Below are 26,739 nucleotides of genomic sequence, written 5' to 3'. Positions count from 1 at the left end.
AGCCTACGCCGCGACCCTCACCAGCCCATGGTGCCGGGCGCGCCCTTGACGGGGCCCGCCACGATCGACGTGATCCACCCGCCGTAGAAGCCGCCGGGCTGCGGGAGCGCCGTCTCACCGTCGACGGTGCAGGCGTCCATCGGGCCCGCGTAGACCGCGACGCGGTCGCGGAGCACCTCGAATCCGGGCGACGGGGTCGGATAGGTCCACGCGGCGCGGTGGGCGGAGCGATCCCCGCCGCGCACGTCGAAGTACCGCGCCGCGCCCTTGAACTCGCAGAACGACGATCCCGCCGTCGGGACGAGCGCGCCTTGCGCGAAGGCGTCGATCGGGAGGTAGTAGACGGGCGGATGGCTGGTCTCGAGCACGCGGACCACGTCGCGGGTGTCGACGATGCGCCGCCCGCCCAGGTCGATCGCGACCCGCACGTCGACCTGCTCGGCCCGGGGCGGTCGCGGGTAGTCCCACACGGACTCCTGGCCGGGCCCGACCGGTTCTCGGATCGGATGCATGCCCGCACGCTAGGCGGCGACGCTGGGAAGGCACCGACACCACGCGACCGGGGATGCCGCGGCGGCGCGCCGCGAGCGGGGCATCCGCTCGTTCGCTAGCGTGAGCGGACAAGGGGGAACCGATGAGGGAACTGTATCCGGAGATCGAGCCGCTCGAGACCGGGATGCTCGACGTGGGCGACGGCCAGCACATCTACTGGGAGGTGTCGGGCAATCGGGACGGCAAGCCGGTCGTGTTCCTCCACGGCGGCCCGGGCGGGGGCACGTCGCCGGCGCACCGGCGCCTCTTCGACCCCTCGAAGTACCGCATCGTGCTGTTCGACCAGCGCGGTTGCGGACTCTCGATCCCGCACGCCTCGGAACCCGGTGCGGTGCTGTCGGCCAACACCACCTGGCACCTCATCGCCGACATGGAGCGACTGCGCAAGCACCTCGGGATCGAGCGCTGGCAGGTGCTCGGCGGCTCATGGGGCAGCGCGCTCGCCCTCGCCTACGCCGAGACCCACCCCGAGCGCGTCACCGAGATCGTGCTGCGCGGCATCTTCACTCTGCGTCGCCAGGAGCTGGACTGGTTCTACGAGGGCGGCGCGTCGGCGATCTTCCCCGACCTCTGGGAGGACTTCCTCGCGCCCGTCCCGATCGGCGAGCGCGTGCACCTCATCGAGGCGTACCACCGGCTCCTGACCGACCCCGACCCTGCCGTGCACCAGCCGGCCGCGATCGCATGGTCGCGGTGGGAGTCCTCGACGATCACGCTCCTGCCGCAGGCCGACACCATCGCGCGATTCACGTCGCCCGAGTACGCCACGGCGTTCGCGCGGATCGAGAACCACTACTTCCGACACGGCGGGTGGTGGGACGAGGGGCAGCTCATCCGCGACTCGGATCGGCTGCGCGACATCCCGGCCGTGATCATCCAGGGCCGCTACGACATGTGCACGCCCGTGATGACCGCGTGGGATCTCCACCGGGCCTGGCCCGAGGCGGAGTTCCGCATCATCGACGACGCCGGGCACGCGTTCGACGAGCCGGGGATCCTCGACGCGCTCATCGCGGCGACGGATCGGTTCGCCGCCGAGGTCGACGGCCCCCGCGATGCGTTCGCCGAGGAGGCCGAGGGCGAGGAGGCCGATGGCGAGGAGGCCGTCGACGACGACTCGGACGACTCCGACGAGGAGGACGTGGAGGACGAGGAGCGCGAGGACCTCGAGGGCGACGGCGATGACGAGGATGACGACGACGACAGCGACGATGACGACGCCGACGACGACGCGGCCGACGACGACAGCGACGACGACGTCGATGACGACGACGAGGATGACGCGGACGACGCCGACGCCGACGACGACAGCGACGACGACGATGACGATGACGATGACGACGACGCGGCCGACGACGACAGCGACGACGACGTCGATGACGACGACGATGACGAGGAGGACGCCGCGGACGACGTCGAGGAGGAGGAAGAGGAGGAGGACGCGCGAGCGCCCTCCGACCGACCGACGAGCGTAGCCCCCGGCGACCCGGAGCGGAAGGCGGAGCCCGGCGGCGACGCGGCGCGGTAGTTTCGTGCCATGACGTTCAACCCCAAGGCCGATATCGGCGGCGGCAAGACCTCGCGCCGCGGACGCAACACGGGCATCGCCGTCGGCGGCGGGCTCGGCGTGCTCGCGCTCGTCCTGGTCGGTTCGTTCCTCGGCGTGGACCTCACCGGGCTCCTCGGGGGCGGAACGGGTGGCGGCACCACGAGCGAGGACTCCTCCCTCGAGCAGTGCCAGACGGGTCAGGATGCGAACGAGCAGATCGACTGCCGCATGAAGGGCGCGGATGCCTCGCTCGACGCCTACTGGTCGGAGGTGTCGTCGAGCATCGGGGTGGACTACGTGCGGCCGCAGGGTTTCATCCTCTTCAGCGACGCGGTCGCGACCGGATGCGGCAACGCGTCGTCGGCGACGGGCCCGTTCTACTGCCCGCCCGACCAGACGATCTACATCGACACCTCGTTCTACGACCAGCTCGAGCAGCGGTTCGGCGCGGAGGGCGGGCCCCTCGCCGAGATGTACGTCGTGGCGCACGAGTACGGCCACCACATCCAGAACATCGCGGGCGTGCTCGAGTCGACGCGCGACGGGCAGACCGGTCCGACCTCGAACGCGGTGCGCGTCGAGCTGCAGGCCGACTGCTTCGCCGGTGCGTGGGCCGGCGCCGCGGCGACGACCGAGGACGCCAACGGCGAGACCTTCCTCCGGCCGATCAGCCCCGCCGAGTACCAGCAGGCCATCGACGCGGCGGCCGCGGTCGGCGACGACCGCATCCAGGAGGCGACGCAGGGCCAGGTCACCCCGCACACCTTCTCCCACGGCACGAGCGAGCAGCGTGTCCGCTGGTTCGCGGCCGGATACGACGAGGGCGTCGGCGCCTGCAACACGTTCCAGGTCGACGGATCGCAGCTCTGATGCGGCGCGCCGTCGCGGCCGTCGCCGGGATCGTCGCGATCCTCGCGCTCGCCGTGGTCGTGTTCCTCGTCTGGGCCAACATCCTGTTCCAGGGCGAGCGGGAGCCGTCGCTCGACGCCTGGCGCTCCGACTCCGTGGAGATCAGCCGGACGGACGAGGGGTTCCTGATCGAGTCGACCTCCGGCGATTCCGACGCGGGGCTCGTGTTCATCCCCGGCGCGAAGGTGGAGCCGAGCGCCTACCTCTACAAGCTGAGCGGCATCGTCGAGGAGACCGGGATGACCGTCGTGATCACGCATCCCACGCTGAACCTCGCGTTCTTCGACACCCGCCCCCTGTCGGCCTTCACCGACGACGCGCCCGAGGTCGCGCAGTGGTTCGTGGGCGGGCACTCCCTCGGCGGGGTGCGGGCGTGCCAACTGGCCGAGGGGTCGACGGATGCCGCGGGCGGTCCGAGCGTCGTCGGCCTGATGCTCTTCGGCAGCTACTGCGCGAACGACCTGTCGGGCACGGAGCTCGATGTGCTCTCGCTCGTGGGCGAGCACGACGGGCTGAGCACGCCCGAGAAGGTCGCGAGCGCAGCGCACCTCCTGCCGGCCGATGCGGAATCGGTGCTCCTCGAGGGCGCGAACCACGCCTCGTTCGGCGACTACGGGCCGCAGCCCGGTGACGGCGTCGCCACGGCCGATCGGCAGACGGTCCGCGACGACATCTCGACCGCGGTGGCGGAGTTCCTCGCGGATCGCGGCGACGCCGAGTGACCCGATCGGTCGTGCTCCCGGCGCGTCAGCGCTCGAGGGTCTGGACGAGGATGCGACCGAGCTCGACCGGTCGCGAGAACTGCGGCCAGTGCCCCGTGGGCAGGTCGACGTAGTCGACGTCGCGCATCGCGGCCAGTTCGCGGACGAACGGAGCGCCGTCGGCGACCCAGGCCCGGATCTGCGAGCTCGGGTACTCGCACGTGATGATCGTGGTCGGCACGTCGAGTCGGCGTTCGTCGGTGAGGTGCAGCGGGTCGCTCGCGACGGCGGCGGGCTCCGGGATCGCCCGCTCGCGGAAGCGGCGCCGCGCGTCGTCGTCGAGGCCGGCGAGCATGCCCTCGCCGAACACCGACCACTCGGGCAGGGGGATCTCGTCGCCGACGACGGGGAGCTCGTCGTTGATGGTGTCGCCGTCGCCCATGGGCGCCGCGTCGACGTACACGACCCTCGCGATGCGGTCGGGTCGCGCGTCGGCGACGGCCTGGGCGACCGTGCCGCCGCCGGAGTGTCCGACGAGCACGACGCGCTCGCCGAGCCGGTCGACCAGCCGGGTGACCGCCGAGACGTGGTCGACGAGGCCGATGCCCGCGCGCGGCGCGTCGGGTGCCTCGAGCCCGGGGAGGGTCACGGCGTGGATGCGGTGGCCGGCCTCGTCGAGAGCCGGGGTCACCTCGTTCCACGAACTCGCGTCGAGCCAGAAACCGGGGATGAGGATGACGTCCATTCCCCGGACGCTACGGGGTGCCTCCGACGTCGACGGGGACGCCCCGGGAGGTCGCGGCAGCCGTGCGCGGCGTCGTGCGCCGCGGCATCCGTCGACCGCTCGAGGCGGCGAGGAGCACGATGCCGGAGGCGAGCACCGCGAGCCCGAGCACGGCCGACGCGGGGAGGCGCTCCTGGAGCAGCAGCACGCCGAGGAGCGTCGCGGTGAGCGGTTCGGCGAGGGTCAGGGTGGAGACCGTCGCGGGGGCGAGGTGCTTCAGGCCGGCGCCGAACAGCAGGTACGCGGCCGTCGTCGTCACGAGGCCGAGCCAGAGCGCCATCGCGAGGCCCGCGCCCGTCGCGAGCCAGCGCGTGTCCGTGGACAGGAGCACGGGCAGGCTCACCGCGGCGGCGACGCCGAACATGGCGCCCATGCTCGCCGGTGAGGACCATCCGCGGTCGAGCAGCGACTTGCCCGCGAGCGTGTAGACGGCGTACGACGCGCCCGCGCCGACGGATGCCGCGACCCCGAGCGGGTCGACCGAGCTCGGCCCGGTGCCGCTCGCCGACGCGAGCACCGCGACCCCGACGGTCGCGAGCGCGGTCGCCAGGACCCAGGTGCCGCCGGGGAACCGACGACGGAGCGCCCAGTCGAGGAGCCCCGTGAGCACCGGTGCCGACCCGAGCGCGACGACCGTGCCGACGGCGACGCCGTTCGCCGCGGTGCCCGCGAAGAACGCCGGCTGGTAGGCCAGGACGCCGGCCGCGCCGACGGCCACGGCGACCCACGCGGGCAGGCGCGGTGCGCGGCCGCCCGACGACGGGGCGACGGATGTCCCGGTCGCACCGCTCCGACGTCCGGCGGCCTGCAGTGCGAACGCCACCGCGGCGAGGGCGCCGCCGCCGATCAGGATGCGCGCCGCGCCGACGGAGACCGGATCGGCGGCCGGCCCGAGCGCCTGGGCGGTGCCGGTCGTGCCGAAGCACACGGCGGCGGCGAGCACGAGCATGACGGAACGCATGGGAAGGATTGTTACACAATCTGGTCCACGGTGGAAGTGGCGACGGCGCGCCGCCGCGGGAGCCGCCGCGCCCGATAGGATTCCGTGGGTCGCCTCGCCGCGGCATCCGTCACGTCATCGCCGAGGGGGCGCGCGACCCGGCGCACGGTGCCGCTCGGCCGGCGGCCGGCCACCATCCGGAGGAGGACCTGTGCGCGCCGTCATGTACCGCGGATTCGGCGACGAACCCGAACTCGTCGACGTCGATCGTCCGGCCTGCCCGCCGCGCGGCGCGGTCGTGCGCGTGCGCGCGACCGGGCTGTGCCGCAGCGACTGGCACGGGTGGATGGGCCACGACGCCGGCATCGAACTGCCGCACGTGCCCGGCCACGAGTTCGCCGGCGAGATCGCGGAGCTCGGATCCGAGGTGCCGGTCGATTCCGGCTGGGAAGTGGGCGACCGCGTCACGGCGCCGTTCATCTGCGCGTGCGGGCGCTGCGCCGAGTGCCTGGCGGGCAACGAGCAGGTCTGCGACGCCCAGCGCCAGCCCGGCTTCACGCACTGGGGCTCGTTCGCCGAGTACGTCGTCGTCGACGAGGCCGCGCTGAACCTCATCCTGCTTCCCGACACGCTCGGCTTCGTCGAGGCGGCCTCCCTCGGGTGCCGGTTCGCGACCGCGTACCGCGCGATCATCACCCGCGGCCGCCTGCACCCCGGCGAGCAGGTGGCGGTGCACGGATGCGGCGGGGTCGGGCTCTCCGCGATCATGATCGCCGTCGCGGCCGGCGTCCCGGTCTACGGCGTCGACGTCTCGGACGCCGCGCTCGCCGCGGCCGCCGAGCTCGGCGCGACCCCGATCCGGGGCGGCGAGGGCGCGGCCGATCGGGTGCGCGAGGCGAGCGGGGGCGGGGTCGACCTGTCGGTCGATGCGTTCGGCAGCCCCGCGACCTCGTTCGCGTCGGTGCGGAGCCTGAAGAAGCGGGGCCGGCACGTGCAGATCGGCCTCATGCTCGCCGACGACGCGACCGCAGCCATGCCCATGGACGCGGTCATCGACGGCGAGCTCGAGATCCTCGGCAGCCACGGCATGGCCGCGCACGAGTACCCCGACATGCTCGGCGCGGTCGCGTCGGAGGCGTTCCGCCCGATCGAGCTCGTCGGCCGGACCATCCCCCTCGACGCCGTGCCCGAGGCCCTCTCGGCGATGGGCCGCGCCGGGGGAGCCGGCTCCGGCATGACGGTCGTGGAGCTGTAGGCGCCGGGGATCAGGCGACGTCGGGCAGCGGCGCCGGCCGCGGCCGGCGCGCGGGCCTCCGGGCCGGCGTCACCGGCGTCACCGGCGTCGCCGGGGGCGTGCGGGGCGTGCGGGGGATCGACCGCTCGTCCGGCTCGTCGACCGGCTCGGGAGCGATCACCAGGCCGTCGCGCGAGGCCGCGACATCCGCCAGCAGTTCGAGCCAGGCGCGGCTCAGGGCGGGCCGGCGTCGATCGGCGTACCGGAACTCCAGCGCGACCGACGGGCCGAGCCACAGGCTCACCTCGCGGCCGTCGACCGTCGCGGTGAGGCCGAAGTGCTCGCGGCGCCGGAGCTTGCCGAGGATCACGACCTGCAGGTGGAGGAGCGTGCGGTCATCCATGGGGATCGACAGCCGACTGTCGTAGACGAGGGAACCCATCTCGGCCGACTCCTTCCGACGGGTCGCTGGTGGGGATTCGCGAGCGGTGCCATCGTCGCGGTCCCCCTCCGCCGACTCCGAGCACCGCCCGCTCTCCGAACGCTACGCCCGTGGGGACGGCGCGCCGGGCCGATGGCGGCGAACTCTGCCGAATCCGGATAGGCGGACGGGGATCCGCACCGTACACTTGCCGGACCCGGCATTCCCCCGATGCCGGGAGCAGGGAGCTCCATGATCGGACTCGCCCGGTCCGCGATCGACACGCGCGACCCGGAAGCGGCGTGCCGCGCCTTCGAGCCGATGGTCCCTCGGCTCGCCTTCGGTCGCGCCGACCCCGCCGAGTTCCGGGTCCGTCTCAGGTTCGATGCGGCGCCGTCGTTCACCGTGATCGAGTACGCCTTCTCCGCCTCGGCGGCGTCCGTCGCCGGCTCCGACGACCTCGTCGTCATCTCTGCCAAGGGTCGCGGCTTCGAGCTGCGGCACGGTCGCGCCCCCATCGACACGTCACTGCCGTACCTGCAGGCACCCGAGGGCATGGCCGCGAGGTGGAGCGCGGTCGCCGCGCGCGCCATCATGCTCGACCGCGCGGGCGTCACCGCCGTCGCGCGCGCGATCACGGGCGACCCGGCGGCCGAGCCCGGATTCGTCACGGTCGCGCCGCGGAGCCCGGAACTCGGCCGGAACTGGGAGCGCATCGCCGACCGCGTGCGGTCGGCGATGCTCGTCGCCCCCGAGGCGTTCACCGAGCCGCTCGTCGCCGAAGCCGCGTTCAACCGGCTCGCGGTCGCCTACGTGTACGCGTTCGAGGTCGTCCGGCTCGACTTCGACGGGCGACTGATGTCGGTCGGCGCGAGGTCCGCGGTCGTCCGGACCGCCGTCGACCACATGCACGCGCACGCGGCCGAACCCATCACGGTGCAGGGGATCGCCACTGCCCTCCACATCTCGGTGCGCGGCCTCCACGCCGCGTTCGCCGCGGAGCTCGGACAGTCGCCGTCGGAGCACCTGCGCGGCATCCGCCTCGCCGGAGTTCGCGACGAGCTGCGCTTCGCTCCGCCCGCCCAGGGCATCGCCGCCGTCGCCCGCAGGTGGGGCTTCGTGCACCTCTCGCGGTTCGCCGAGTCCTACGCCCGCGAGTTCGGCGAGCTGCCCTCGGAGACCGTCGGCGTGCGGCGCCGCGCGATGTCCTCGACCGCTCGCGGGTGAGCCCGACACCGTCCGTTGCCGCGCCCCCGTCACCGGAGTAGCATTCGCGCCGGGCGGAGCGGAAGCCGGTTCGGGGGACCGGGGGATTCCGCGCCACGGCAGTCGGGGGAAGGCATGCCGAACACCGTCGAACAGGCCATCGCGTTCGCGAAGGCGCATCCGACGAAGGACGTCGGCCAGTTCGACCTGTCGTGGGCCGGATGGTGCGCCGCGCTCGTGTTCTGGGCGGGCGGCTTCGGGCGGTCGTTCGGCACCGCACTGGAGGCGGGGTCGTCCTCGGGCTCGCTGCACGCCGACTGGCGTGCGGCGCCGCGCGGCGCCATCCACTACTGGGCCGGCGTGTTCATCGACGGCGTGGAATGCGGGCACACGGCCATCGACATCGGCGGCGGGAACCACACCCTGCTCATGGCGTCCTCCCGCGTCGACAACTTCGGCACCGCGATCGGGACGATCGCGTTCGCCGACTACGGCCTGCCGAGCTATCGCGGCTGGTCGATGAGGTGGGGATCGGAGACGCTGGCCGGCGTGGACGCCCTCGGGCGTCCGAGGCCCGACGATGAAAGGGACGACGACATGACCTTCCGCATCGTGAACCCGACCGACCCGGGAGACAACGCGCTGTACGCGCTCTCGGACTCCGGCCGGTGGGTGAAGATCAGCAACCCCGCGGATCTCGTGCTCCTCCAGAAGTTCCGGACGGGCGACATCAGCGACATCACCAAGGGCCAGGTCAGCATCATCCGGCAGTACCTGCAGAAGCTCTCGCCGAGCTCGCCGCCGTTCGACGCCCAGGCGTTCGCGGCGGCCGTCGCGAAGCGGCTCGTCGGGCGGGTCAACGACTCCATGGACATCGAGCAGGCCGTGAACGAGGCAATCGAGGAGCAGGCCCCGCCGCTCGAAGAGGAGCCCCTGATCGTGCGGCCCGGATGAGGGCGGCGCGGACGTCGGGGGCGGAGGACCTGGTGGGCGCGCCGTACTGGGGGAAGTACCGGGGCACCTGCGTCGACGCGACCGACCCGCAGGCGATGGGTCGGATCCGCGTGTCCGTGCCGGCCGTGCTCGGCGAGGTCGAGACGCCGTGGGCGATGCCCTGCCTCCCGGCGGCGGCGGGCGCGGGCGGCATCGCCTGGATCCCGTCCGTCGGGGCATCCGTGTGGGTCGAGTTCGAGGGCGGCGATCCGGCCCGCCCGATCTGGGTGGGCGGATGGTTCGACCCGGCCGGCGCGGACGGGCTCCGGCCCGGCGACATCCGCATCACCACCTCGACGGGGGCCGCCGTCACCCTGTCCGAGAGCGGGATCTCCATCGACACGGGTCGAGGTGCGATCATCACGCTCTCCGGTCCGTCGGTCGACGTCAACCGCGGCGGCCTCACGGTCACCTGAGGCGACGCCCCGTGACCGAGCCGATCGTCGACGCAGGGACGCAGGTGCGCTGCCCGCACGGCGGGATCGCCGCGCCGCTCGTCGCGGAGGCGCGCGTGCGAGTGGACGGTCTCCCGGCGGTCACGGTCGCGACCCGATGGGCGATGAGCGGATGCCGCGGCGAGGGCCCGGACGGCTGCGTCACCGCGCACGGCATCGGCGGCTCGAGCCGGGTGAGCATCGGGGGCGTGCCGGTCGTCCGGGCATCGGATCGGTTCGTCGGCGACCCGTCGGGCGCCGACCTGACGGTCGTCGTCCGGGGCGACCGGGTCCGCGCCGGGTGATCGGGGCCCCGCGGCGTCACGGAATTCTCCCGCTGGGCGCCGCCGCCGTACGCTGGCGGGACGGCGACGACGCCGGAGACGCATCGGCGGGAGGACGGCGGATGACCGGGTGGCGGATTCGGGAGTTCCATCGGGATGACCTCGACGGCATCCTCCATCTCTGGGAGCACGCGACGGACTCGCCCATCGAGCCCGTCTACGGCCTGAGCGAGGTGCTCGCCTCGTGCGAGAAGGACGACGCGCTGGTCGCCGTGCACGGCGAGGAGGTGGTCGGCGCCGTCGTCGGCCGGGCCGCCCACAACCAGGGCTGGATCGTCTTCCTCGCCACGACCCCGGAATGGCGCGGGCGCGGGATCGGCACCGCACTGCTCGCCGCCCTCGAGAAGAAGATGGAGCCGCACGGCCTCGGCAAGCTGTCGGCACTCGTGCCCGAGGCGGAGGAGACGCGGGTCGACGCGTTCCGGCGCCAGGGCTTCGACCTCCGGCAGCACCTCCGCTACTACGAACGCCGCATCCCCGTGCAGCGCGAGGAGCTCAGCTCGCTCGCCGAGCTCGGCGGCCGCATCCTCCCGCGCGACCTGTGGGAGGGCGTCGCCGGCATGCGGCGCGAGAAGGAGATCCTCGAGCAGCGGCTCGTCATGCCGCTCTCCGAGCCCGACCTCGCGGAACGGTTCGGGGTCGTTCCGCCGCGCGCGGTCGTGCTCTTCGGCCCGCCCGGGACGGGCAAGACGACGTTCGCGAAGGCCATCGCGTCACGGCTCGAGTGGTCGTTCGTCGAGGTGTTCCCGTCGCGGCTCGCGGCCGATCCGGGCGGGCTGGCCGGGGCGCTCCGCGAGACCTTCACCAAGATCGCGGAGCTCGAGCACGCCGTGGTGTTCATCGACGAGGTCGAGGAGATCGCGGCGCAGCGCTCAGGCGAACCGCCCTCGCCCCTCCAGGGCGTCACGAACGAGCTGCTGAAGATCATCCCGGCCTTCCGCGAGCAGCCGGGCCGACTGCTCGTGTGCGCCACGAACTTCATCCGGGCGCTCGACAGCGCCTTCCTCCGCCACGGCCGGTTCGACTACGTGATCCCCATCGGACTGCCCGACGAGACGGCGCGGACGGCGATCTGGCAGCGCTACGTCCCGGAGACCGTGGCCGACGAGGTCGACCTCGACGTGCTCGTCGAGCGGACGGCGGGGTTCTCGCCGGCCGACATCGAGTTCGCCGCGCGCAGCGCATCGCAGCGCGCGTTCGAGGCCGCGCTCTCGGGCGGGACGGATGGCGCGTCCGAGCGCCCCGGGCCGACGACGTCGGACTACCTGGAGGCGATCGCCGGCACGCGGACCACCGTCTCGCCGGAGACCACCGCCGCCTTCCTCGAGGACATCGAGGCGCTCGCGCGGGTGTGAGCGGGTCTGCTTCGGCGACCGGCACTCAGTAGGGCGGCAGCGGACCCGGGGGAGCCGTGGTTCCGCCCGGTGCCGCGCCGGGTGCCGCACCCGGCGGCGGTGGATAGCCCGCTCCGCCGGTCGGGATCTGGCCGGCGGGATACCCGCCCACGATGGCCTGGGCGCCCGACGGGGTCGTCCCGACGCCCTGCGCCCGCTGGGCCTGCTGGGCCTGTGCCTGCTGGGCCTGCGCCTGCTGCTGTGCGCGCGCCATCCGGTCCATCTCCTCGCGGTGCTGCCGCTCGGACCGCTCGATCCGACGGCCGATCGCGGCCACCCCGGCACCGATCCCGCCCGCGATGAGGGCGTAGATGATGATCGCGAACAGCGCCGAGACGTCGAGGTAGCCGCCGTCGGAGAGGTCGCGCGTCGGGAAGATGTCGCGGAAGGGATGCAGGTAGGCGTCGGAGACGCGATAGACGAACGCCGCGAATCCGGCGTCGGGATTCGCGGCGAAGAGCAGCAGGAACACGCGCAGCGAGAGCGCGATGACGCCGATGAGCACCCAGAGGTAGAGGATCCAGGTCGCGATCTTCAGCAGCCGCAGGTACCACGGCGGCTTCCAGGCGGTCTCGGCGGCGGTGTCGGTGCGGCTCATCGGGGTCCCCCTCCCCCTCGCGCGTCGCGAGGCGACCCGACCAGCCAACCGTGTCTGCCGGGTCCGGCGCAAGGGACGTGGGTCCCGTCGTCGAGCGATCAGACGTCGCGGTCGCGCGTGGAGATCGGGCCGGTGGGCGGCGCGCCGTACCGGAACGTGGGCACGCCCCATCCCAGGAGCACCGAGGCGATGCGGATCGCGAGGATGATCACGATCGGCACCCAGAAGACCACGATCTCGTCGAGGTCGAACCCGAGCAGCAGCACGTACACGAGCGCGCCGGCGAGGGCGGCGGTCACGTAGAACTGCCCGCCGCGGAGCACGTCGGGGACCTCGTTCGCCAGGATGTCGCGGATGATCCCGCCGGCCACCCCCGCGATGACGCCCACGATCGCCGCGGCGATCGGGTCGGCGCCTGCGGCGATCGCGACGTTGGTGCCGACCACCACGAACAGGGCCATGCCCGCGGCATCCGAGACCTGCACGATGCGGAACTGCTGGAGGAGGTCGAGCGCCCGCGTCCGCGAGAGCGGGACGACGATGAGCGCTGTCACCGCGCCGACCAGCACGAACGTCGGGTTGCTCACCCAGAAGACGGGGGTGGCGCCGAGCAGGAGGTCGCGGATCGTGCCGCCGCCGACGCTGACGATGCAGGCGAGCACCACGACGCCGACGAGGTCCATCTTCTTCCGGCCCGCGGCGACGGCGCCCGAGATCGCGAACGCCACCGTGCCGATGTACTCGAGGGCGACCTGCACGACCGTGAGCGCCGACGAGATCGATTCGGATGCCTCTGACATCGAGTCTCCCTCCGCTAGCCACACCCTAGGCGCGATCCGCGCCGGTCGCGGTCCACGCGTGCATCGCGGGGTGCCCGGTCGCGGCCGTGGCGAGCGGTGCGCGCGGTCGAAGCGGCGCCGCCGTTGGGTGCTCGGTGCCGCGTGCATCGCCCGGGGCCAGAGGAACCGGGCCGCGGCAGCGCCGGCCACGGCGAGGACGGCCAGTGCGGACCAGGTCACCGAGAGCCCCATGGTCGTGCCGAGCCATCCGGCGATCGGGTAGGTCATGAGCCAGGCGAGGTGCGACAGCGAGAACTGGGCGGCGAAGACCTGGGGCAGTCTCGTGGGTTCCACCGATCCGCGCAGGATCCGTCCGGTCGGGGTGACGATCATCGCCATCCCGGTTCCGATCAGGAGCCAGAGGATGGCCGTGCCGGCCCACGTGATGATCCCCGCGGCGGTGAGACCGGCGGCCGTGATCGTGGCGACCGACAGGGCTGCGGCGCCGGTCAGCATGACCGTGCGCTCGGCGATCCGATCGAGCACGCGCGGGAGGGTGAGCGCGGCGACCAGCGAGCCGGTGCCGGACGCGGCGAGCATCCAGGCGACGGCCGATTGCGTGCCGCCGAGCTCGTCGCGCACGTAGGTGACGGTGTTGACGATCACGATCGAGCCGGCGGCCGCGACGACGAGGTTGAGGGCGATCACGCCCCGGAGTTTCGGTGTGCGCAGGAACGTCCTGATCCCGGAGGTCGCACGGTCCCACGCGCCGGAACGTGCGCCTCGGCGGGCGTTCGGGATGCGGGTCGAGAGGACGAGCAGCGTGGACAGGATGAAGCCCATCGACGTGCCGAGGAACAGCCAGCTGAAGCTCATGAAGCTGAGTGCGACGGCGGCCAGCACCGGGCTGAGCAGGCTCTCCATGGTGTACGCGACCTGCGAGGCGGACAGTGCCCGCGCGTGTAGTCGGCCTTGTCGGTCACGATGTCCGGGATCACCGCCTGGAACGTCGGAGTGAACGCCGCCGAGGATGCCTGGAGGAGGCCGATCAGGACGTGGACGTGCCACACCTCGGTGATGACCGGCAGCGCGAGGACCACCCCGGCACGCAACGCATCGAGGGTGACGAGGAACGCCCGCCGGGGGAGCCGGTCGATGTACGCGGCCGCGATCGGGGCGATGACCACGTACAGGACCATCTTGATCGTGAGCGCCGTGCCGAGCACTTGACCCGCCTGCGGCCCGGCGAGGTCGTAGGCCAGCAGGCCGAGGGCGACCGTCGTCAGTCCGGTGCCGAACAGGGCGATGACCTGCGCACTGAAGAGGTGGCGGTAGGCGCGGATCTTGAACAGTCGCATGGTCTTCCTCCTGCGAGGACCGGGGTCGGGATACCCGTGTCAACCTGATACCCCTAGGGGGTATTCCCGATCCATCCATCCGACTTCGCCCTCGTGGGCGCGACGCCGCTGGGAAGGACGGGGACCGCGGTTGCACGGGAATACCCTATAGGGGTATACGTTGATACCCGGCAGGGGTATTCGGCCCCGGAAGGAGAAAGAAGATCATGTCCCAACCAACCGCGGCCGCATCACGGCGCCGCTGGCTCGGGCTCGCGCTCATCGCGGCAGCCCAATTCGTCGTCATCATGGACACGTCGATCATCGGCGTGGCCCTCCCCGAGATGCAGGCGGAGCTCGGGTTCACGCCCGAGTCCCTCTCCTGGGTGTTCAACGCCTACGTGGTCGCGTTCGGCGGCCTGCTGCTCCTCGGCGGGCGACTGTCCGACCTCTTCGGCGCCCGGAAGGTGTTCCTCGCCGGATGGGGCGTCCTCGCGCTGGGCTCGGTCCTCGCCGGTGCGGCGACCGGCGTCGGCATGGAGATCGCCGGTCGTGCCGTCCAGGGCGCGGGCGCCGCGCTGATCGCGCCGGCCGCCCTGAGCCTGCTGATGGCGCTCTTCGGCGGAACGCCGCAGCTGCCGAAGGCGTTCGCGGTCTACGGCGCCGCGGCCCCGCTGGGCGGCACCGCCGGCGTCTTCCTCGGCGGCGTGCTCACCGAGTACACGAGCTGGCCGTGGGTGTTCTACATCACCGTCCCGATCGCGCTCGCGGTCATCCTGCTCGCTCCCGCCGCCCTCCCGCGGGTCGCCGGTCAGCGCGGTTCCGTCGACATCCTCGGCGCCGTGACCGGCACGGCCGGTCTCGCCGCCCTGGTCTACGGCATCGTCCGTGCGCCGGAGATCGGCTGGGCCTCGCTCGAGGTGCTCATCGCGCTGGCGGCAGGCGTCATCCTGCTCGGCCTGTTCTTCATCGTGCAGCGCGCCGCCCGGCAGCCGCTGCTGCGCCTCGGGATCTTCCGCACGCCGCAGCTCGGCGCCGCCAACACGGCCCAGCTGCTGCTCGGCGCCGCATGGGTGCCGATGTGGTTCTTCCTGAACCTCTACCTGCAGCAGGTGCTCGGAGCGAGCTCCTTCGCCGCGGGTGCGGCACTCCTGCCGATGACCGTGCTCATCGTGCTCGGCATGACCACGGTCGCCCCGCGACTCCTGGCGCGCTTCGGCGCGAAGTCGCTCATCATCGCCGGGTTCGCGTTCCTCGCCGCCGGGCTCGTGTGGCTCGGGTTCGTCCGGCCCGACGGCAACTACGTGGTGGACGTGCTCCCCGCGTCGCTGGTCGCCGCGTTCGGCATGGCGCTCGCGTTCATCCCGTCGCTCGGCACCGCGATCGGCGTGGCCCGGCCCGAGGAGACCGGTGTCGCCTCGGGGCTCGTGAACACGAGCTACCAGATCGGCTCCGCGGTCGGCCTGGCCGCCGTGACCGCGCTCAGCTCGGCCGTGGTCGGGACCGGCACCGGGCCGGTGGCGCTGACCTCGGGGTACTCGGCCGCCTTCATCGGCGCCGCGGCCATCGCGGTGGTCGGTGGACTCATCGCCGCAGTCACGCTTCGCGCGGCGAAGCGGGCGGGCGAGGCCGAGGCCGTCGCCGACGAGCAGGTCCCGGTGGACGCCTGACGTCCGATCGGGAGAGGAGGCGCGGGCCGTGCGGCCCGCGCCTCCGTCGCGTTCAGTGGTGGGCGTGCACCGGCTCGTCGGCGCCGCGCGACGCGCGGTCGCCGAGGAGCTCGCGGGTGCTCGTCTCGGGGCGGAGGTCGAGGCGGCGGAGGAGCTGCGCGTTCCCGGCGACGATGATCGTCGAGAGCGACATCAGGATGGCGCCCACCGACATCGGCAGCACGAACCCGATCGGGGCGAGCACGCCGGCGGCGAGCGGCACCGAGATGAGGTTGTACCCGGCGGCCCACCACAGGTTCTGCTTCATCTTGCGGTAGCTCGCCCGCGAGAGCTCGATCACCGACAGCACCGAACGCGGGTCGTCGCTGGCGAGGATGACGCCGGCCGACGCGATCGCGACATCCGTCCCCGCACCGATCGCGATGCCGACATCCGCCTGCGCCAGCGCGGGCGCGTCGTTCACGCCGTCGCCGACCATCGCGACCTTCCGGCCCTCGCGCTGCAGTTCCTGGACCTTCGCCGACTTGTCCTCGGGGCGCACGCCGGCGAAGTACCGGTCGATGCCGAGGTCGGATGCCACGGACCGGGCGACCGCGTCGGCGTCGCCGGTGATCATGACGACCTCCAGGCCCAGCTCGTGCAGCGCGTCGACCGCGTCGCGGGACTCGTCCCGGATCGCATCGGCGAGCTTCAGGGCGCCGATCACCGACCCGTTCTCGAGCACGTGCAGGATGATCGCGCCGTCGGCGCGCCACTCATCGGCGACGGCGAGCTCGTCGACGCCCTCTTCGGCGAGCAGGTGCGGCCCGCCGACGCGGATCGTGTCCCCGCCGACGCGCGCGGTGACGCCGACGGCCGGAGCGGATTCGAAGTCCGTCGCGGCAGCGGGATCGAGGCCGCGCTCGGTCGCGGAGCCGACGATCGCGCGGGCGAGCGGGTGCTCCGAGTCCATCTCGGCGGAGGCGGCCAGCGAGAGCACCTGCTCGGGGTCGCGACCGGAGGCCGGCTCGATCGCGATCACGGTCGGCTGCCCCTTGGTGAGGGTGCCGGTCTTGTCGAAGAGGACGCTCGTCACGGTCCGCATGCTCTCGAGCGCGAGCCGATCCTTGATCAGCACGCCGCCGCGCGCCGCGCGCTCCGTGGCGATCGAGACGACCAGCGGGATCGCGAGGCCGAGCGCGTGTGGACACGCGATCACGAGGACCGTGATCGTGCGGACGACGGCTTCGTCGGGCAGCCCGAGCAGGCCCCAGACGGTCGCGGTGATCACGGCCGCGCCGAGCGCGAACCAGAACAGCCAGGCTGCCGCGCGGTCCGCGATCCGCTGGGCGCGTGACGACGAGTTCTGCGCGTCCTCGACGAGACGACGGATGCCGGCGAGCGCCGTGTCCTCGCCGACGGCGGAGATCTCGATCCGGATCCCCGAGTCGGTGGCGACCGTGCCGGCGACGACGTGGTCCCCGTCGCTCCGTCGGACCGTCTTCGACTCGCCGGTGATCATCGACTCGTCCATGCTCGCCGAACCGGCGACGACCACGCCGTCGGCGGGCACGCGGCCTCCGGGACGGACGACGACGACGTCGCCCACCTGGAGTTCGGAGGGGTCGACCGTGACGGTCGTGTCGCCCTCGACGCGCTCGGCCTCGTCGGGCAGCAGGGCGGCGAGCGAGTCCAGGGCGGAGGTCGTCTGCGCGAGCGAGCGCATCTCGAGCCAGTGCCCGAGGAGCATGATCACGATCAGGAGGGCGAGCTCCCACCAGAAGTCCAGCTCGTGGTCGAGCAGCCCGAGGGTCGCGCCCCAGCTCGCGACGAACGCCACCGTGATGGCGAGCCCGATGAGGAGCATCATGCCCGGCTTCAGCGCGCGGAGTTCGCTCACGGCGCCCGTCAGGAAGGGGCGACCGCCCCAGACGTACATGACGGTGCCGAGCACCGGCGAGATCCACCCGACCCAGGCCTGCTCGGGCAGGTCGTAGCCGATGATCATGGCGAACATCGGCGAGAAGGCGACGACCGGAACGGCGAGGAGGAGGTTGATCCAGAAGAGCCTGCGGAACTGGCCGACATGGTCGCCGTGGCCGGCGTGGCCCATGTGACCGGCGTGGCCGGTGTGCGCGTCGTGCTCGGCGTGACCGCCATGTGCGTCGTGCTCGGCATGCTCAGCGTGGCCGGCATGGCCGGCATGGCCGGCATGGCCGGCATGCCCTGCGTGCTCTGAGTCGTCGCGCTCGCCGTGCGCGTCGTGGTCGCCGTGCGACCCGTGCATCTGCATCGCGGGACTCGCGGCATCCGCTTCGTGGTGGTGGGCGTGGCCGCCGTGCTCGTCGAGTTCGTGACCGGCCGGAGTCGTCGACTTCGGGTGATTCCGCGCGTGCTCGTCCATCGTCTCGCCCTTCCGCATCGCCAGGCGAACGGCGATCGCCGTTCGTCGGCGCCAGCACGAGCGATTATACCCCTGTGGGGTACAGTGACAACGAGTCGCGGAGGTCCCGGCTCGCCGACGCCGCGAGGTCGCGCACGACGAGCGGGGCGTCGAGGCCGGTGACCGCGGTGACGTGTCCGAGGTGGCGCCCGACGCCCACGGTCGCGCCGTCGACGTGTCGCGACCATTCCGTTCGATCGGTGGCCACGCCCCACGCGGTGAGCATCGAACCGTGGATCCGGCTGGAGTACCCGGACTCGAACCGGTACTCGCCGGGATCCGGCCCGCCGAGGAGATCGTGCAGGATCGAGCGGGCGGCGTGGGCTCCCTGGGCTGCCGCATCATCCCAGTGGTCGACGCGGATGACGGTGCCGTGCGCGAGGATCGACGCGACGCCGCCGGCGGCGTAGACCCCGCGGAGCCCGGTCCGCAGTCGGGCGTCGACGGTGATCGCGCCCCGGTCGGAGCCGGATGCCGGGCGACGCGCGAGCGTGCCGTGCGCCACGATAGCGGCGTCGCCCTCGAGGGTCTCGCCGTCGGAGAGTTCGATGACGGCCGAGCTCGACCGGGTCGTGGCGCGCGCGACGCTGCGCCCGGTGCGGACCCGGATGCGGTCGCGATGGCGCCGGAGCAGCTCCGATGCGACGGTCGGACCGAGCTGCTCGCGCAGGGGGAGTGTCGATCGGGCGACGAGCGTCACGTCGACGCCGGCGTCGGCGAGCAGCGACGCGGTCTCCGAGCCGACGAGGCCGGCGCCGAGGATCACGACGCTTGCGCCGTTCGACGGCACGAGGCCGCGGATCCGTTCCGCATCCTCCGCCGAGTGCAGGGGCAGGATCCGTGAGCGCGGAGCACCGGCATCCGCTTCGAAGGACGCCGGACGCGGGACGCTGCCGGACGCGATCACGACGGCGTCGGGTGCGAGCCGGCCGCCGGACCGCAGGCGCACCGTCCCGACCTCCTCGATCGCCTCCACCTCGTCCTGCAGCAGCTCGGTTCCCGTCGGGATCGGTCGGCTCAGCTGCTCCCGGTTCAGGAGCCCCGTGAGCACGCCCGTGTTCACGAGCGTGCGGTTCGTCGCCCCGGCGGGGTCGACGATCGTCACCCGGCCCGGCCAGCCCGATCGTACGAGCGTGTCGGCTGCGGACCAGCCGGCGGCGCCCGCCCCGACGATCACTGCGTGTCCTGAAGTCATGTCCACCTCCGTGTGCGGAATACCCCAGTGGGGTATATGGTTGTCCAGCATACCGTAATACCCCTACCCCCTATCGAAAGGATGAGGCGATGAGCGTGTACGAGTACCAGGTGAGCGGAATGACATGCGGGCACTGCGAACTGTCCGTGCGTGAAGAGGTCTCCGGGATCGCCGGTGTGCGGAGCGTCGACGTGTCGGCCGTGACCGGCCGCCTGGTCGTGGGTTCCGACACCGAGCTCGACCACCGGGCCGTGATCGATGCCGTTCAGGAGGCCGGCTATGTCGCGCAGCCGCGGTGAGATGGGCCCCGCCCTTCGGCTCGGCCTCTTCGGAGCGGGCGTCGCGGGCGTCTTCGGCCTCGCGATCGCCGCAGGTTCCCTGATCGTGCCGCCCGACCGCGTCGCCGCGTGGGCGGAGCAGAGCGAGAACAGTAGACCGTCGCACGGCGGGCCGCACGAGGCGCCCGACGCACCCGAGGGGGAATCCATGCCGCACGAGGTCCCCGGCCTGTCGATCGAGGCCGACGGGTACCGCCTGGCCGACCTGCACGCGCCCGACGAGGCGGGCAGCGCCGAGTCGCTGCACTTCCGCATCCTCGACGCCGAGGGCGAGGCGGTGACGGCCTTCGACGAGACGCATGAACGGCCGCTGCACCTGATCGTGGTGCGCTCGGACGGGGCGCAGTTCCGCCACGTGCACCCCGAGCTCGAGCACGACGGGCACTGGAGCATCCCCTGGGAATGGGAGGCTGCGGGAACGTACCGTCTCTTCGCGGACTTCCGTCCGACCGGGCACAGCGAGACGCTCACGCTCACGACCACCGCGAGCACGAACGGCCTCGTGGCCCCGTCCGACGCGCCCGCGCCGGGCTCCCGGGTCGCCGAGGCCGGGCCGTTCACGGTCGAGCTCGCGGGCGACCTCGCCGCCGGTGCGGAGGCCGAGCTCGAGTTCACCGTGCGACGGGACGGACGCCCCGTGACCACCATCGAGCCGTACCTGGGCGCTGCGGGGCACCTCGTGATGCTCCGAGCGGGCGATCTCGGGTACCTCCACGCCCACCCCCTCGACGAGGCCGAGACCGCCGGGGCATCCGGCCTCGGTCCCGACATCCGCTTCGCCGCCACCCCGCCCACCGCGGGCGCCTACCTGCTCTACGTCGACTTCAAGGTCGACGGGCAGGTGCACACCGCCGCCTTCGCCGTCGACGCTGCGCTCGCCGCTGCGGGGCCGGATGCACACGGCGACGGCGACGACGGCGAGCACGCCGACGGTCACTGAGACGACGTGACCGACGAAAGGAACCGGAGATGAACGACAGCACCCAGCAGGCGGCACCGCCGACCGACGTGATCGAACTCGACATCGGCGGGATGACCTGCGCATCCTGCGCGATGCGGATCGAACGCAAGCTCAACAAGCTCGACGGTGTCAGCGCGACCGTCAACTACGCCACCGAGAAGGCTCGCGTCGAGGTCCCGCCCGGCTTCACCGCGGACGCGGTGATCGCGGAGATCCGGAAGACCGGCTACACGGCCGAGGCCCCGACGCCGCCGACGGCAGCGCGCGCCGACGCCGACCCGGCCGACGAGGCCGAGGACGGCGAGCTGCGGACCCTCCGGCATCGGCTGATCGGATCCGTCGTGCTCTCCGTCCCCGTCATCCTGATGGCGATGATTCCGGTCCTGCAGTTCCCGTACTGGCAGTGGCTGTCGCTGGCGCTCGCCGGGCCGGTCATCGTCTGGGCGGCCTGGCCGTTCCACCGGGCGGCCGCGGTGAACCTGCGACACGGCGCCGCGACCATGGACACGCTCGTCTCGGTGGGCACGTCCGCCGCGCTGCTGTGGTCGGTGTACGCCCTGTTCTTCGGGACCGCGGGCACGCCCGGGATGACGCATCCGTTCGAGCTGACCGTGGCGCCGACCGACGGCGCCGCGAACATCTACCTCGAGGTCGCCGCCGGCGTGACCATGTTCGTGCTCGCCGGGCGGTACTTCGAGAAGCGGTCGAAGCGCACCGCCGGTGCCGCCCTGCGCGCCCTGCTCCAGCTGGGTGCGAAGGACGTCGCCGTGGTCGAGGACGGTCGGGAGGAGCGGATCCCGATCGAGCGGCTCAGCGTCGGCGACGAGTTCGTCGTGCGCCCGGGCGAGAAGATCGCCACCGACGGCGTGATCGTCGAGGGCCGCAGCGCCGTCGACCAGTCGATGCTCACCGGCGAGTCGGTGCCGATCGAGGTGACCGTGGGCGACCCGGTGGTCGGTGCGACCGTCAACGCCGGCGGCCGGCTCGTCGTGCGTGCCACGCGCGTGGGCTCCGACACCCAGCTCGCGCAGATGGCGAAGCTCGTCGAGGACGCACAGTCCGGGAAGGCGCAGGTCCAGCGCCTGGCCGACCGGATCTCCGGGGTGTTCGTCCCGATCGTGCTCGCCCTGACCGCCGCAACGCTCGGCGTCTGGCTCGGCGCCGGATTCCCGGCGGCCGCCGCGTTCACCGCGGCGGTTGCGGTGCTGATCATCGCGTGCCCGTGCGCGCTCGGCCTCGCGACGCCGACGGCGCTGCTCGTCGGCACGGGTCGAGGCGCGCAGCTGGGCATCCTGATCAAGGGACCCGAGGTGCTCGAGTCGACCCGGAAGGTCGACACCGTGGTGCTCGACAAGACCGGAACCGTGACGACCGGGCGGATGACCCTGCTCGCGGTGTTCGCGGCGACCGGGGAGACCGAGGCCGACGTGCTCCGCATCGCGGGAGCCCTGGAGGATGCCTCGGAGCACCCCATCGCCCAGGCGATCGCCGCCGGCGCCACGGCCCGGGTCGGCGAGCTCGCAACGGTCGAGTCGTTCGAGAACCACGAGGGCCGGGGCGTCCACGGCATCGTCGTCGGGCACCTGACGGTGGTCGGCCGCGAGTCGCTGCTCGCGGATTGGGCCGTCGAGGTCCCCGAGGAACTCCGCGAGGCGAAGTCCGACGCCGAGTCGGCGGGGCAGACGGCGGTGCTGGTCGCCTGGGACGGCGTCGCGCGCGGCGTGCTCGTCGTCGCCGAACGTGTCAAGGACACCAGCCGCGACGCGATCGCGGAGTTGCGCCGCCTCGGCCTCACGCCCGTGCTGCTGACCGGCGACAACGCCACGGTCGCGCGGCACGTCGCCGACGAGGTCGGCATCGACGAGGTCATCGCCGACGTGCTCCCGGCCGACAAGGTCGCGGTGGTGCGCGACCTGCAGGCATCGGGCAAGGTCGTAGCGATGGTCGGCGACGGCGTCAACGACGCCGCGGCGCTCGCGCAGGCCGACCTCGGCCTGGCGATGGGCACCGGCACCGACGCGGCCATCGAGGCGGCGGACATCACGCTCGTCCGCGGCGACCTCCGGGCCGTCGGGGACGCCATCCGGTTGTCGCGCCGCACCCTCGGGACGATCAAGACCAACCTGTTCTGGGCCTTCGCCTACAACGTGGCCGCGATTCCCCTGGCCGCCCTCGGCCTGCTCAACCCCATGCTCGCCGGCGCGGCGATGGCGTTCTCCAGCGTCTTCGTCGTGAGCAACAGCCTCCGCCTGCGGACCTTCCGCTCGCGGACCAACGGCGCCCCGCGCGCCACCACCACCGCGACCGCACCGGCGCGGGAACTCGAAACCGCGTGATCCACGCGACCTGAAAGGACACCACCCATGAGTGCACACTGTTGCGGCACCGGCGACGCCCGCGGGCACGCCGTCAAGCCCGCCGAGGCGACCGACCTGCTCCGCGGCGGCGACGACCTGGCCGAGTGCCCGGTCATGCCCGGAAGCATGGTCGTGAAGGCCGATGCGGAGCAGGCCGGCCTGTTCCGCGACCACCACGGCCAGCGGTACTGGTTCTGCTGCGCCGCCTGCGGTCCGCTCTTCGACGCCGAGCCGGCGAAGTACGCGGTCGCCTGACCGAGGTCCGTCGGGGCCGGCCGTTCGGTCGGCCCCGACGGGCTTCGGCGCCGTGCCGTGAGGACGGTACGCGAACCATCCGGGCAATCCCCCATCGAAGGACGCGCAGCGAGGTGGTCATCCGCGTGGACCGGACCATAGACTCCGGAAGTGGCGACGGCTCGCGAGGTCGCGGGCGGCCCGACGGATGGGGGATTCGTGGTGGAGCAGGCTGGACAGAGGATCACGACGGCGTACGCGGCTGAGGTCGGGAGGACCGCCTACCTCTGGGGTTGGCCCCTCGTCAACATGCACAACCGACTGAGCATCATGGAGCAGGTTCCTGAGCCGGGCCTGCTGGTGGGGATCGTCCCCGCGGGGCCGCCGAACCACATCGGCATGCTGCACGACTACATCCGCCCCGAGGAGCGCGTGGTCGCCTGCCCGAACCAGGACGTCGTGTACGGCTTCGGTGCGCTCGACGCCGAGCGCGGACCGGCGGTCGTGCAGGTGCCCGACTTCGGCGACCGGTTCTGGGTCTACCAGATCGTGAACCAGCGCACCGATTCGTTCGTCGAGCTCGGCAAGATGTACGGCACGAAGCCCGGGCACTACCTCCTGGCCCATGAGGATTGGGACGGCGAGGTCCCCGAGGGGATCGCAGGCGTGTTCAGGTACGACACGCGGATCGGGATCGTCATCCCGCGGGTCTTCCTCGACGACACGGCGGAGGACCGGGCCGCAGTCGCGCCTGTGGTCAACCGGATCTGCGTCTATCCGCTCGAGAAGTTCGACGGCACGATGAAGGTGACCGACTGGGCGAACGTGCCGAGCTTCGGCAACGCCGATGCGACCGGCGACCAGGAGGAGACCCAGTGGGTCGACCCGAACACGTTCTTCGACGTGTTCCCGGCCGTGCTCGACGAGATCCCGCCCCTCCCGGGCGAGGAATCGCTCTACGCCTGGTTCCGGACGGTGCTCGAGGGTGCAGCCCGCGATCCCGAGATCGCGGCGGCGCTCGGGCAGGCCGCGCTCGACGCCGACGTGACGGTGAAGGAGCTGTTCGAGTTCCGCAACTACGGCATCCCCGTCGACCACAACTGGACCACGCAGCGATCGGGGGCGCGCTTCGGCACCGAGTACCTCCTGCGCACCGCGGTCGGGAAGTCGAACATCTTCGTCAACACGCCGAACGAGACCTCGTACTTCTACCAGGACCTCGACGCCGATGGGCGGCGCCTGCACGGGGCCCACGGGTACAGGGTCAGGTTCGACGCGGACCAACTCCCTCCGGTGCGCGGATTCTGGTCGCTCACGGTCTACAACCGTCACCACTTCTTCCACCCGAACGACCTCGACCGGTACTCGCTCGGCACGAAGAACCAGGACCTCACGTTCGACGCCGACGGCTCGCTCACCATCACCGTCGGCGGCGCGGCGCCCGCCGACCCGGCGACGCTCGCGAACTGGCTGCCCGCGCCCGATGACGAGTTCACGCTCTACCTCCGCGCGTACTGGCCCGACGACGCGATCCTCGACGGATCGTGGAACCCGCCCGCCATCGTCCGCGCCTGAGCCGCACGGCGACGGAGGGGAGGAGTTCGCATGGGGGAGGACTCGCACGCGACGACGCCCGAGGGTGAGGAGCAGGTCAGCGGGCGACGGCGACGGATGTCTCGGCCCTTCGCCGGCCTGACGCGTCGCAACGTCGCCGGTGAGGTCGGCGCGGGGGTGACGCTGCTCGCGATCGCGGTGCCGTTGAACATCGGGTACGCGCAGATCGCGGGCCTTCCCCCGACGGCCGGGCTCTATGCGCTGGTCGTCCCGGCGATCGTGTTCGCCCTGGTCGCGTCGTCGCGCCAGCTGGTCGCGTCGCCGGATGCCGCGGCATCCGCCCTGGTCGCGTCATCGATCGGCGGACTCGCGGTCGCGGGCGACGCGGACTACGCGACGATGGCGCTCGCGCAGGCGATCATCTGCGCGGTCGTGTTCATCCTGTGCGCGGTGTTCAAGCTCGGGTTCCTGGCGAGCTTCCTGTCGAAGCCGGTGCTCGTGGGGTTCATCGCCGGACTGGCGCTGGACATCCTGGTCAGCCAGGTCGCCAAGATGCTGGGGGTCTCGATCGACTCCAGCAAGGAGTTCGTCGAGAAGCTCGCCGAGCTCGGCGCGAACCTCGGTGAGACGGACGCCTGGTCGGTCGGGATCGCGGTCGTGTCGATCCTGATCCTGGTGGTCGGCCGCCGGGTGGCGCGCCTCGTGCCGTGGGCGCTCGTCGTGCTCGTCACGTCGACGATCGCCGTGGTGCTGCTCGACCTCGACGGGGCCGGCGTCGACGTGCTCGGCGAGGTGCCCGCAGGCCCGCCGACGCTGACCTGGCCGGTGCTCGACTGGACGACCTGGGTCGCGCTGGTGCCGTCGGCGTTCGCGCTCGTGCTGGTCACGATCGCCGAGGGGCTGCTCGTGGCGCGCGCCTACGCGGAGCGGCACGGCTACCGCGACGCGCCGAACCGCGACCTGCTCGCGTTCGGCCTCGGCAACCTCGCCGCCGGCGCGACCGGCGGGTACGTCGTCGGGGCGTCCGCGTCGCGGACCGCGGCGATGGACCTCGCAGGCTCGCGGACCCAGCTTCCCGCGGTGGTGGCCGCGGTCGGCACCCTGCTGCTGCTGGTGTTCGGCACGGCGCTGCTGGCCGACATCCCGTCGCCGGCGATCGGCGCGGTCGTCGCGGTCGCGGTCGTTCCCCTGCTCGGCGTGCGGGAGTTCGCCGGGCTCTGGCGCTCCGCCCGCTTCGAGTTCGCGATCGCGATCGCGTGCTTCGCCGTCACGCTGTTCGTCGGGGCGATCCCCGGGATCCTCGTCGCGTTCGTGCTCGCGCTGGTGAACCTCGCACGCCGGGCCGCGCGCCCCTCGCTCGACGTCCTCGCCGAGGACGACCACCCGACGGACTCGCTGCTCGATCCCGCACCGGCGGGGGCGGTGACGGCGCCCGGCGTGGTCGTCGTCCGCCTCGGAGCCCCCCTGTTCTTCGCCAACGCGTCGTCGTTCTCGGATGCCGCGAAGGCCGCGGTCGAGCATGCTGCGACCCCCGTGCGCCACCTCGTCCTCGACTGCGAGGCGATCACCGACCTGGATGTCACGGGCGCCGAGTCGCTTCGGGGCGTGCAACGCTGGCTCGACGAGCACGACGTCACGCTCGCGTACAGCCGCGTCCGTCCGAGCGTCCGGCGCCTGCTCGACCGGTTCGGCCTGCTCGACGGCGTCGCCGTGTACGACACCAACCGGGCCGCGGTGGCCGGCGTCGCCGCGAGCGACTGACGCATTTAGGGATGTCGTCACGTCGGCGGGTGCGAAGCCCGCTGCACCCGCCCGAACTGACGACGACCGCCG

General features: G+C 72.4%; 25 protein-coding genes and 1 pseudogene. 17 read left to right on the top strand and 9 right to left on the bottom strand.

Annotated features, from left to right (window positions below; genetic code table 11):
- Nucleotides 1-17: 17 nt before the first annotated feature.
- The gene (locus GLX25_RS11555) at nt 18-512 is read right to left on the bottom strand and encodes a DUF427 domain-containing protein (protein ID WP_155842594.1); all 495 of its coding nucleotides are present in this window, start codon (nt 510-512) and stop codon (nt 18-20) included.
- Nucleotides 513-634: 122 nt separating this feature from the next.
- On the opposite strand from GLX25_RS11555, the pseudogene pip reads away from it, so the two are divergent.
- The 3 genes and pseudogenes from pip to GLX25_RS11540 all read left to right on the top strand — a co-directional run.
- A pseudogene (gene pip, locus GLX25_RS11550) lies at nt 635-1,588 on the top strand (prolyl aminopeptidase); the annotation flags it as partial.
- A 501-nt stretch (nt 1,589-2,089) separates the two neighbouring features.
- On the top strand, nt 2,090-2,971 hold the full coding sequence (gene ypfJ, locus GLX25_RS11545) for a KPN_02809 family neutral zinc metallopeptidase (RefSeq protein WP_155842593.1): 882 nt from the start codon (nt 2,090-2,092) through the stop codon (nt 2,969-2,971).
- Nucleotides 2,971-3,732 (top strand): alpha/beta hydrolase, encoded by a 762-nt coding sequence (locus tag GLX25_RS11540; RefSeq protein WP_155842592.1) that lies wholly within the window; start codon nt 2,971-2,973, stop codon nt 3,730-3,732. Before ypfJ ends, GLX25_RS11540 begins: the two co-directional genes overlap by 1 nt.
- Nucleotides 3,733-3,757: 25 nt before the next feature.
- Here the strand turns inward: GLX25_RS11540 and GLX25_RS11535 are convergent, their stop codons facing one another.
- A complete protein-coding gene (locus GLX25_RS11535; RefSeq protein ID WP_155842591.1) occupies nt 3,758-4,456 on the bottom strand; it encodes an alpha/beta fold hydrolase in 699 nt (232 codons plus the stop codon).
- A 10-nt stretch (nt 4,457-4,466) separates the two neighbouring features.
- Nucleotides 4,467-5,456 (bottom strand): EamA family transporter, encoded by a 990-nt coding sequence (locus GLX25_RS11530; protein ID WP_155842590.1) that lies wholly within the window; start codon nt 5,454-5,456, stop codon nt 4,467-4,469.
- Nucleotides 5,457-5,646: 190 nt separating this feature from the next.
- Between GLX25_RS11530 and GLX25_RS11525 the strand changes: the two genes are divergently transcribed.
- The gene (locus GLX25_RS11525) at nt 5,647-6,690 is read left to right on the top strand and encodes an alcohol dehydrogenase catalytic domain-containing protein (RefSeq protein ID WP_166548746.1); all 1,044 of its coding nucleotides are present in this window, start codon (nt 5,647-5,649) and stop codon (nt 6,688-6,690) included.
- A gap of 10 nt (nt 6,691-6,700) precedes the next feature.
- Here the strand turns inward: GLX25_RS11525 and GLX25_RS18550 are convergent, their stop codons facing one another.
- Nucleotides 6,701-7,111 (bottom strand): DUF7882 family protein, encoded by a 411-nt coding sequence (locus tag GLX25_RS18550; RefSeq protein WP_205719878.1) that lies wholly within the window; start codon nt 7,109-7,111, stop codon nt 6,701-6,703.
- 231 nt (nt 7,112-7,342) lie between these two features.
- Here GLX25_RS18550 and GLX25_RS11515 point away from each other — a divergent pair, with 231 nt between their 5' ends.
- The 5 genes from GLX25_RS11515 (at nt 7,343) to GLX25_RS11495 (ending at nt 11,422) form a co-directional block, all read left to right on the top strand.
- Nucleotides 7,343-8,317, top strand: coding sequence for a helix-turn-helix transcriptional regulator (locus tag GLX25_RS11515; protein ID WP_166548745.1), 975 nt, complete (start codon nt 7,343-7,345; stop codon nt 8,315-8,317).
- Between the two features lie 114 nt (nt 8,318-8,431).
- Nucleotides 8,432-9,250: a hypothetical protein gene (locus GLX25_RS11510; protein ID WP_155842588.1), complete on the top strand. Its 819-nt coding sequence runs from the start codon at nt 8,432-8,434 to the stop codon at nt 9,248-9,250.
- Nucleotides 9,247-9,705, top strand: coding sequence for a phage baseplate assembly protein V (locus GLX25_RS11505; protein ID WP_205719877.1), 459 nt, complete (start codon nt 9,247-9,249; stop codon nt 9,703-9,705). Before GLX25_RS11510 ends, GLX25_RS11505 begins: the two co-directional genes overlap by 4 nt.
- Nucleotides 9,706-9,716: 11 nt before the next feature.
- Nucleotides 9,717-10,028, top strand: a complete 312-nt coding sequence (locus GLX25_RS11500) for a hypothetical protein (protein WP_155842587.1) — start codon at nt 9,717-9,719, stop codon at nt 10,026-10,028.
- A 101-nt stretch (nt 10,029-10,129) separates the two neighbouring features.
- Entirely contained in the window at nt 10,130-11,422 is a 1,293-nt protein-coding gene (locus GLX25_RS11495) for an ATP-binding protein (RefSeq protein ID WP_155842586.1), read from the top strand.
- 25 nt (nt 11,423-11,447) lie between these two features.
- Here the strand turns inward: GLX25_RS11495 and GLX25_RS11490 are convergent, their stop codons facing one another.
- The 3 genes from GLX25_RS11490 to GLX25_RS19380 form a co-directional block, all read right to left on the bottom strand.
- Nucleotides 11,448-12,059 carry a YggT family protein gene (locus tag GLX25_RS11490; RefSeq protein ID WP_166548744.1) on the bottom strand — a complete coding sequence of 204 codons (612 nt, stop codon included), beginning with the start codon at nt 12,057-12,059 and terminating at the stop codon, nt 11,448-11,450.
- 98 nt (nt 12,060-12,157) lie between these two features.
- A complete protein-coding gene (locus GLX25_RS18545; protein WP_205719876.1) occupies nt 12,158-13,762 on the bottom strand; it encodes an MFS transporter in 1,605 nt (534 codons plus the stop codon).
- On the bottom strand, nt 13,711-14,196 hold the full coding sequence (locus GLX25_RS19380) for an MFS transporter (protein WP_205719875.1): 486 nt from the start codon (nt 14,194-14,196) through the stop codon (nt 13,711-13,713). Before GLX25_RS19380 ends, GLX25_RS18545 begins: the two co-directional genes overlap by 52 nt.
- 206 nt (nt 14,197-14,402) lie before the next feature.
- On the opposite strand from GLX25_RS19380, the gene GLX25_RS11475 reads away from it, so the two are divergent.
- Nucleotides 14,403-15,845, top strand: coding sequence for an MFS transporter (locus GLX25_RS11475; RefSeq protein WP_155842583.1), 1,443 nt, complete (start codon nt 14,403-14,405; stop codon nt 15,843-15,845).
- A 52-nt stretch (nt 15,846-15,897) separates the two neighbouring features.
- On the opposite strand, the gene GLX25_RS11470 is transcribed toward GLX25_RS11475, so the two are convergent.
- The gene (locus tag GLX25_RS11470) at nt 15,898-17,937 is read right to left on the bottom strand and encodes a heavy metal translocating P-type ATPase (RefSeq protein WP_420837653.1); all 2,040 of its coding nucleotides are present in this window, start codon (nt 17,935-17,937) and stop codon (nt 15,898-15,900) included.
- On the opposite strand from GLX25_RS11470, the gene GLX25_RS19485 reads away from it, so the two are divergent.
- Nucleotides 17,929-18,063: a hypothetical protein gene (locus GLX25_RS19485; RefSeq protein WP_420837652.1), complete on the top strand. Its 135-nt coding sequence runs from the start codon at nt 17,929-17,931 to the stop codon at nt 18,061-18,063. The genes GLX25_RS11470 and GLX25_RS19485 overlap by 9 nt on opposite strands.
- Nucleotides 18,064-18,292: 229 nt before the next feature.
- Here GLX25_RS19485 and GLX25_RS11465 read toward each other — a convergent pair whose 3' ends face one another.
- The gene (locus GLX25_RS11465; RefSeq protein WP_166548743.1) at nt 18,293-19,462 is read right to left on the bottom strand and encodes an FAD-dependent oxidoreductase; all 1,170 of its coding nucleotides are present in this window, start codon (nt 19,460-19,462) and stop codon (nt 18,293-18,295) included.
- An 89-nt stretch (nt 19,463-19,551) separates the two neighbouring features.
- On the opposite strand from GLX25_RS11465, the gene GLX25_RS11460 reads away from it, so the two are divergent.
- The 6 genes from GLX25_RS11460 to GLX25_RS11435 all read left to right on the top strand — a co-directional run bounded on the left by GLX25_RS11460 (nt 19,552) and on the right by GLX25_RS11435 (nt 26,667).
- Entirely contained in the window at nt 19,552-19,761 is a 210-nt protein-coding gene (locus tag GLX25_RS11460) for a heavy-metal-associated domain-containing protein (protein ID WP_155842581.1), read from the top strand.
- Nucleotides 19,742-20,740, top strand: a complete 999-nt coding sequence (locus tag GLX25_RS11455) for a heavy-metal-associated domain-containing protein (RefSeq protein WP_240898314.1) — start codon at nt 19,742-19,744, stop codon at nt 20,738-20,740. The genes GLX25_RS11460 and GLX25_RS11455 overlap by 20 nt, the downstream gene beginning before the upstream one ends.
- Before the next feature lie 29 nt (nt 20,741-20,769).
- The gene (locus GLX25_RS11450) at nt 20,770-23,097 is read left to right on the top strand and encodes a heavy metal translocating P-type ATPase (protein ID WP_155842580.1); all 2,328 of its coding nucleotides are present in this window, start codon (nt 20,770-20,772) and stop codon (nt 23,095-23,097) included.
- 27 nt (nt 23,098-23,124) lie between these two features.
- The gene (locus GLX25_RS11445) at nt 23,125-23,373 is read left to right on the top strand and encodes a YHS domain-containing protein (RefSeq protein ID WP_155842579.1); all 249 of its coding nucleotides are present in this window, start codon (nt 23,125-23,127) and stop codon (nt 23,371-23,373) included.
- A 150-nt stretch (nt 23,374-23,523) separates the two neighbouring features.
- Complete coding sequence (locus GLX25_RS11440; RefSeq protein WP_205719874.1) at nt 23,524-24,927, top strand: DUF1254 domain-containing protein; 1,404 nt, start codon at nt 23,524-23,526, stop codon at nt 24,925-24,927.
- Between the two features lie 30 nt (nt 24,928-24,957).
- The gene (locus GLX25_RS11435; RefSeq protein WP_240898313.1) at nt 24,958-26,667 is read left to right on the top strand and encodes a SulP family inorganic anion transporter; all 1,710 of its coding nucleotides are present in this window, start codon (nt 24,958-24,960) and stop codon (nt 26,665-26,667) included.
- Nucleotides 26,668-26,739 lie beyond the last annotated feature (72 nt).

The organism is Agromyces luteolus, from assembly GCF_009729855.1.
GTDB lineage: Bacteria > Actinomycetota > Actinomycetes > Actinomycetales > Microbacteriaceae > Agromyces > Agromyces luteolus.
This window is presented reverse-complemented; position numbering and strand designations above follow the sequence as displayed.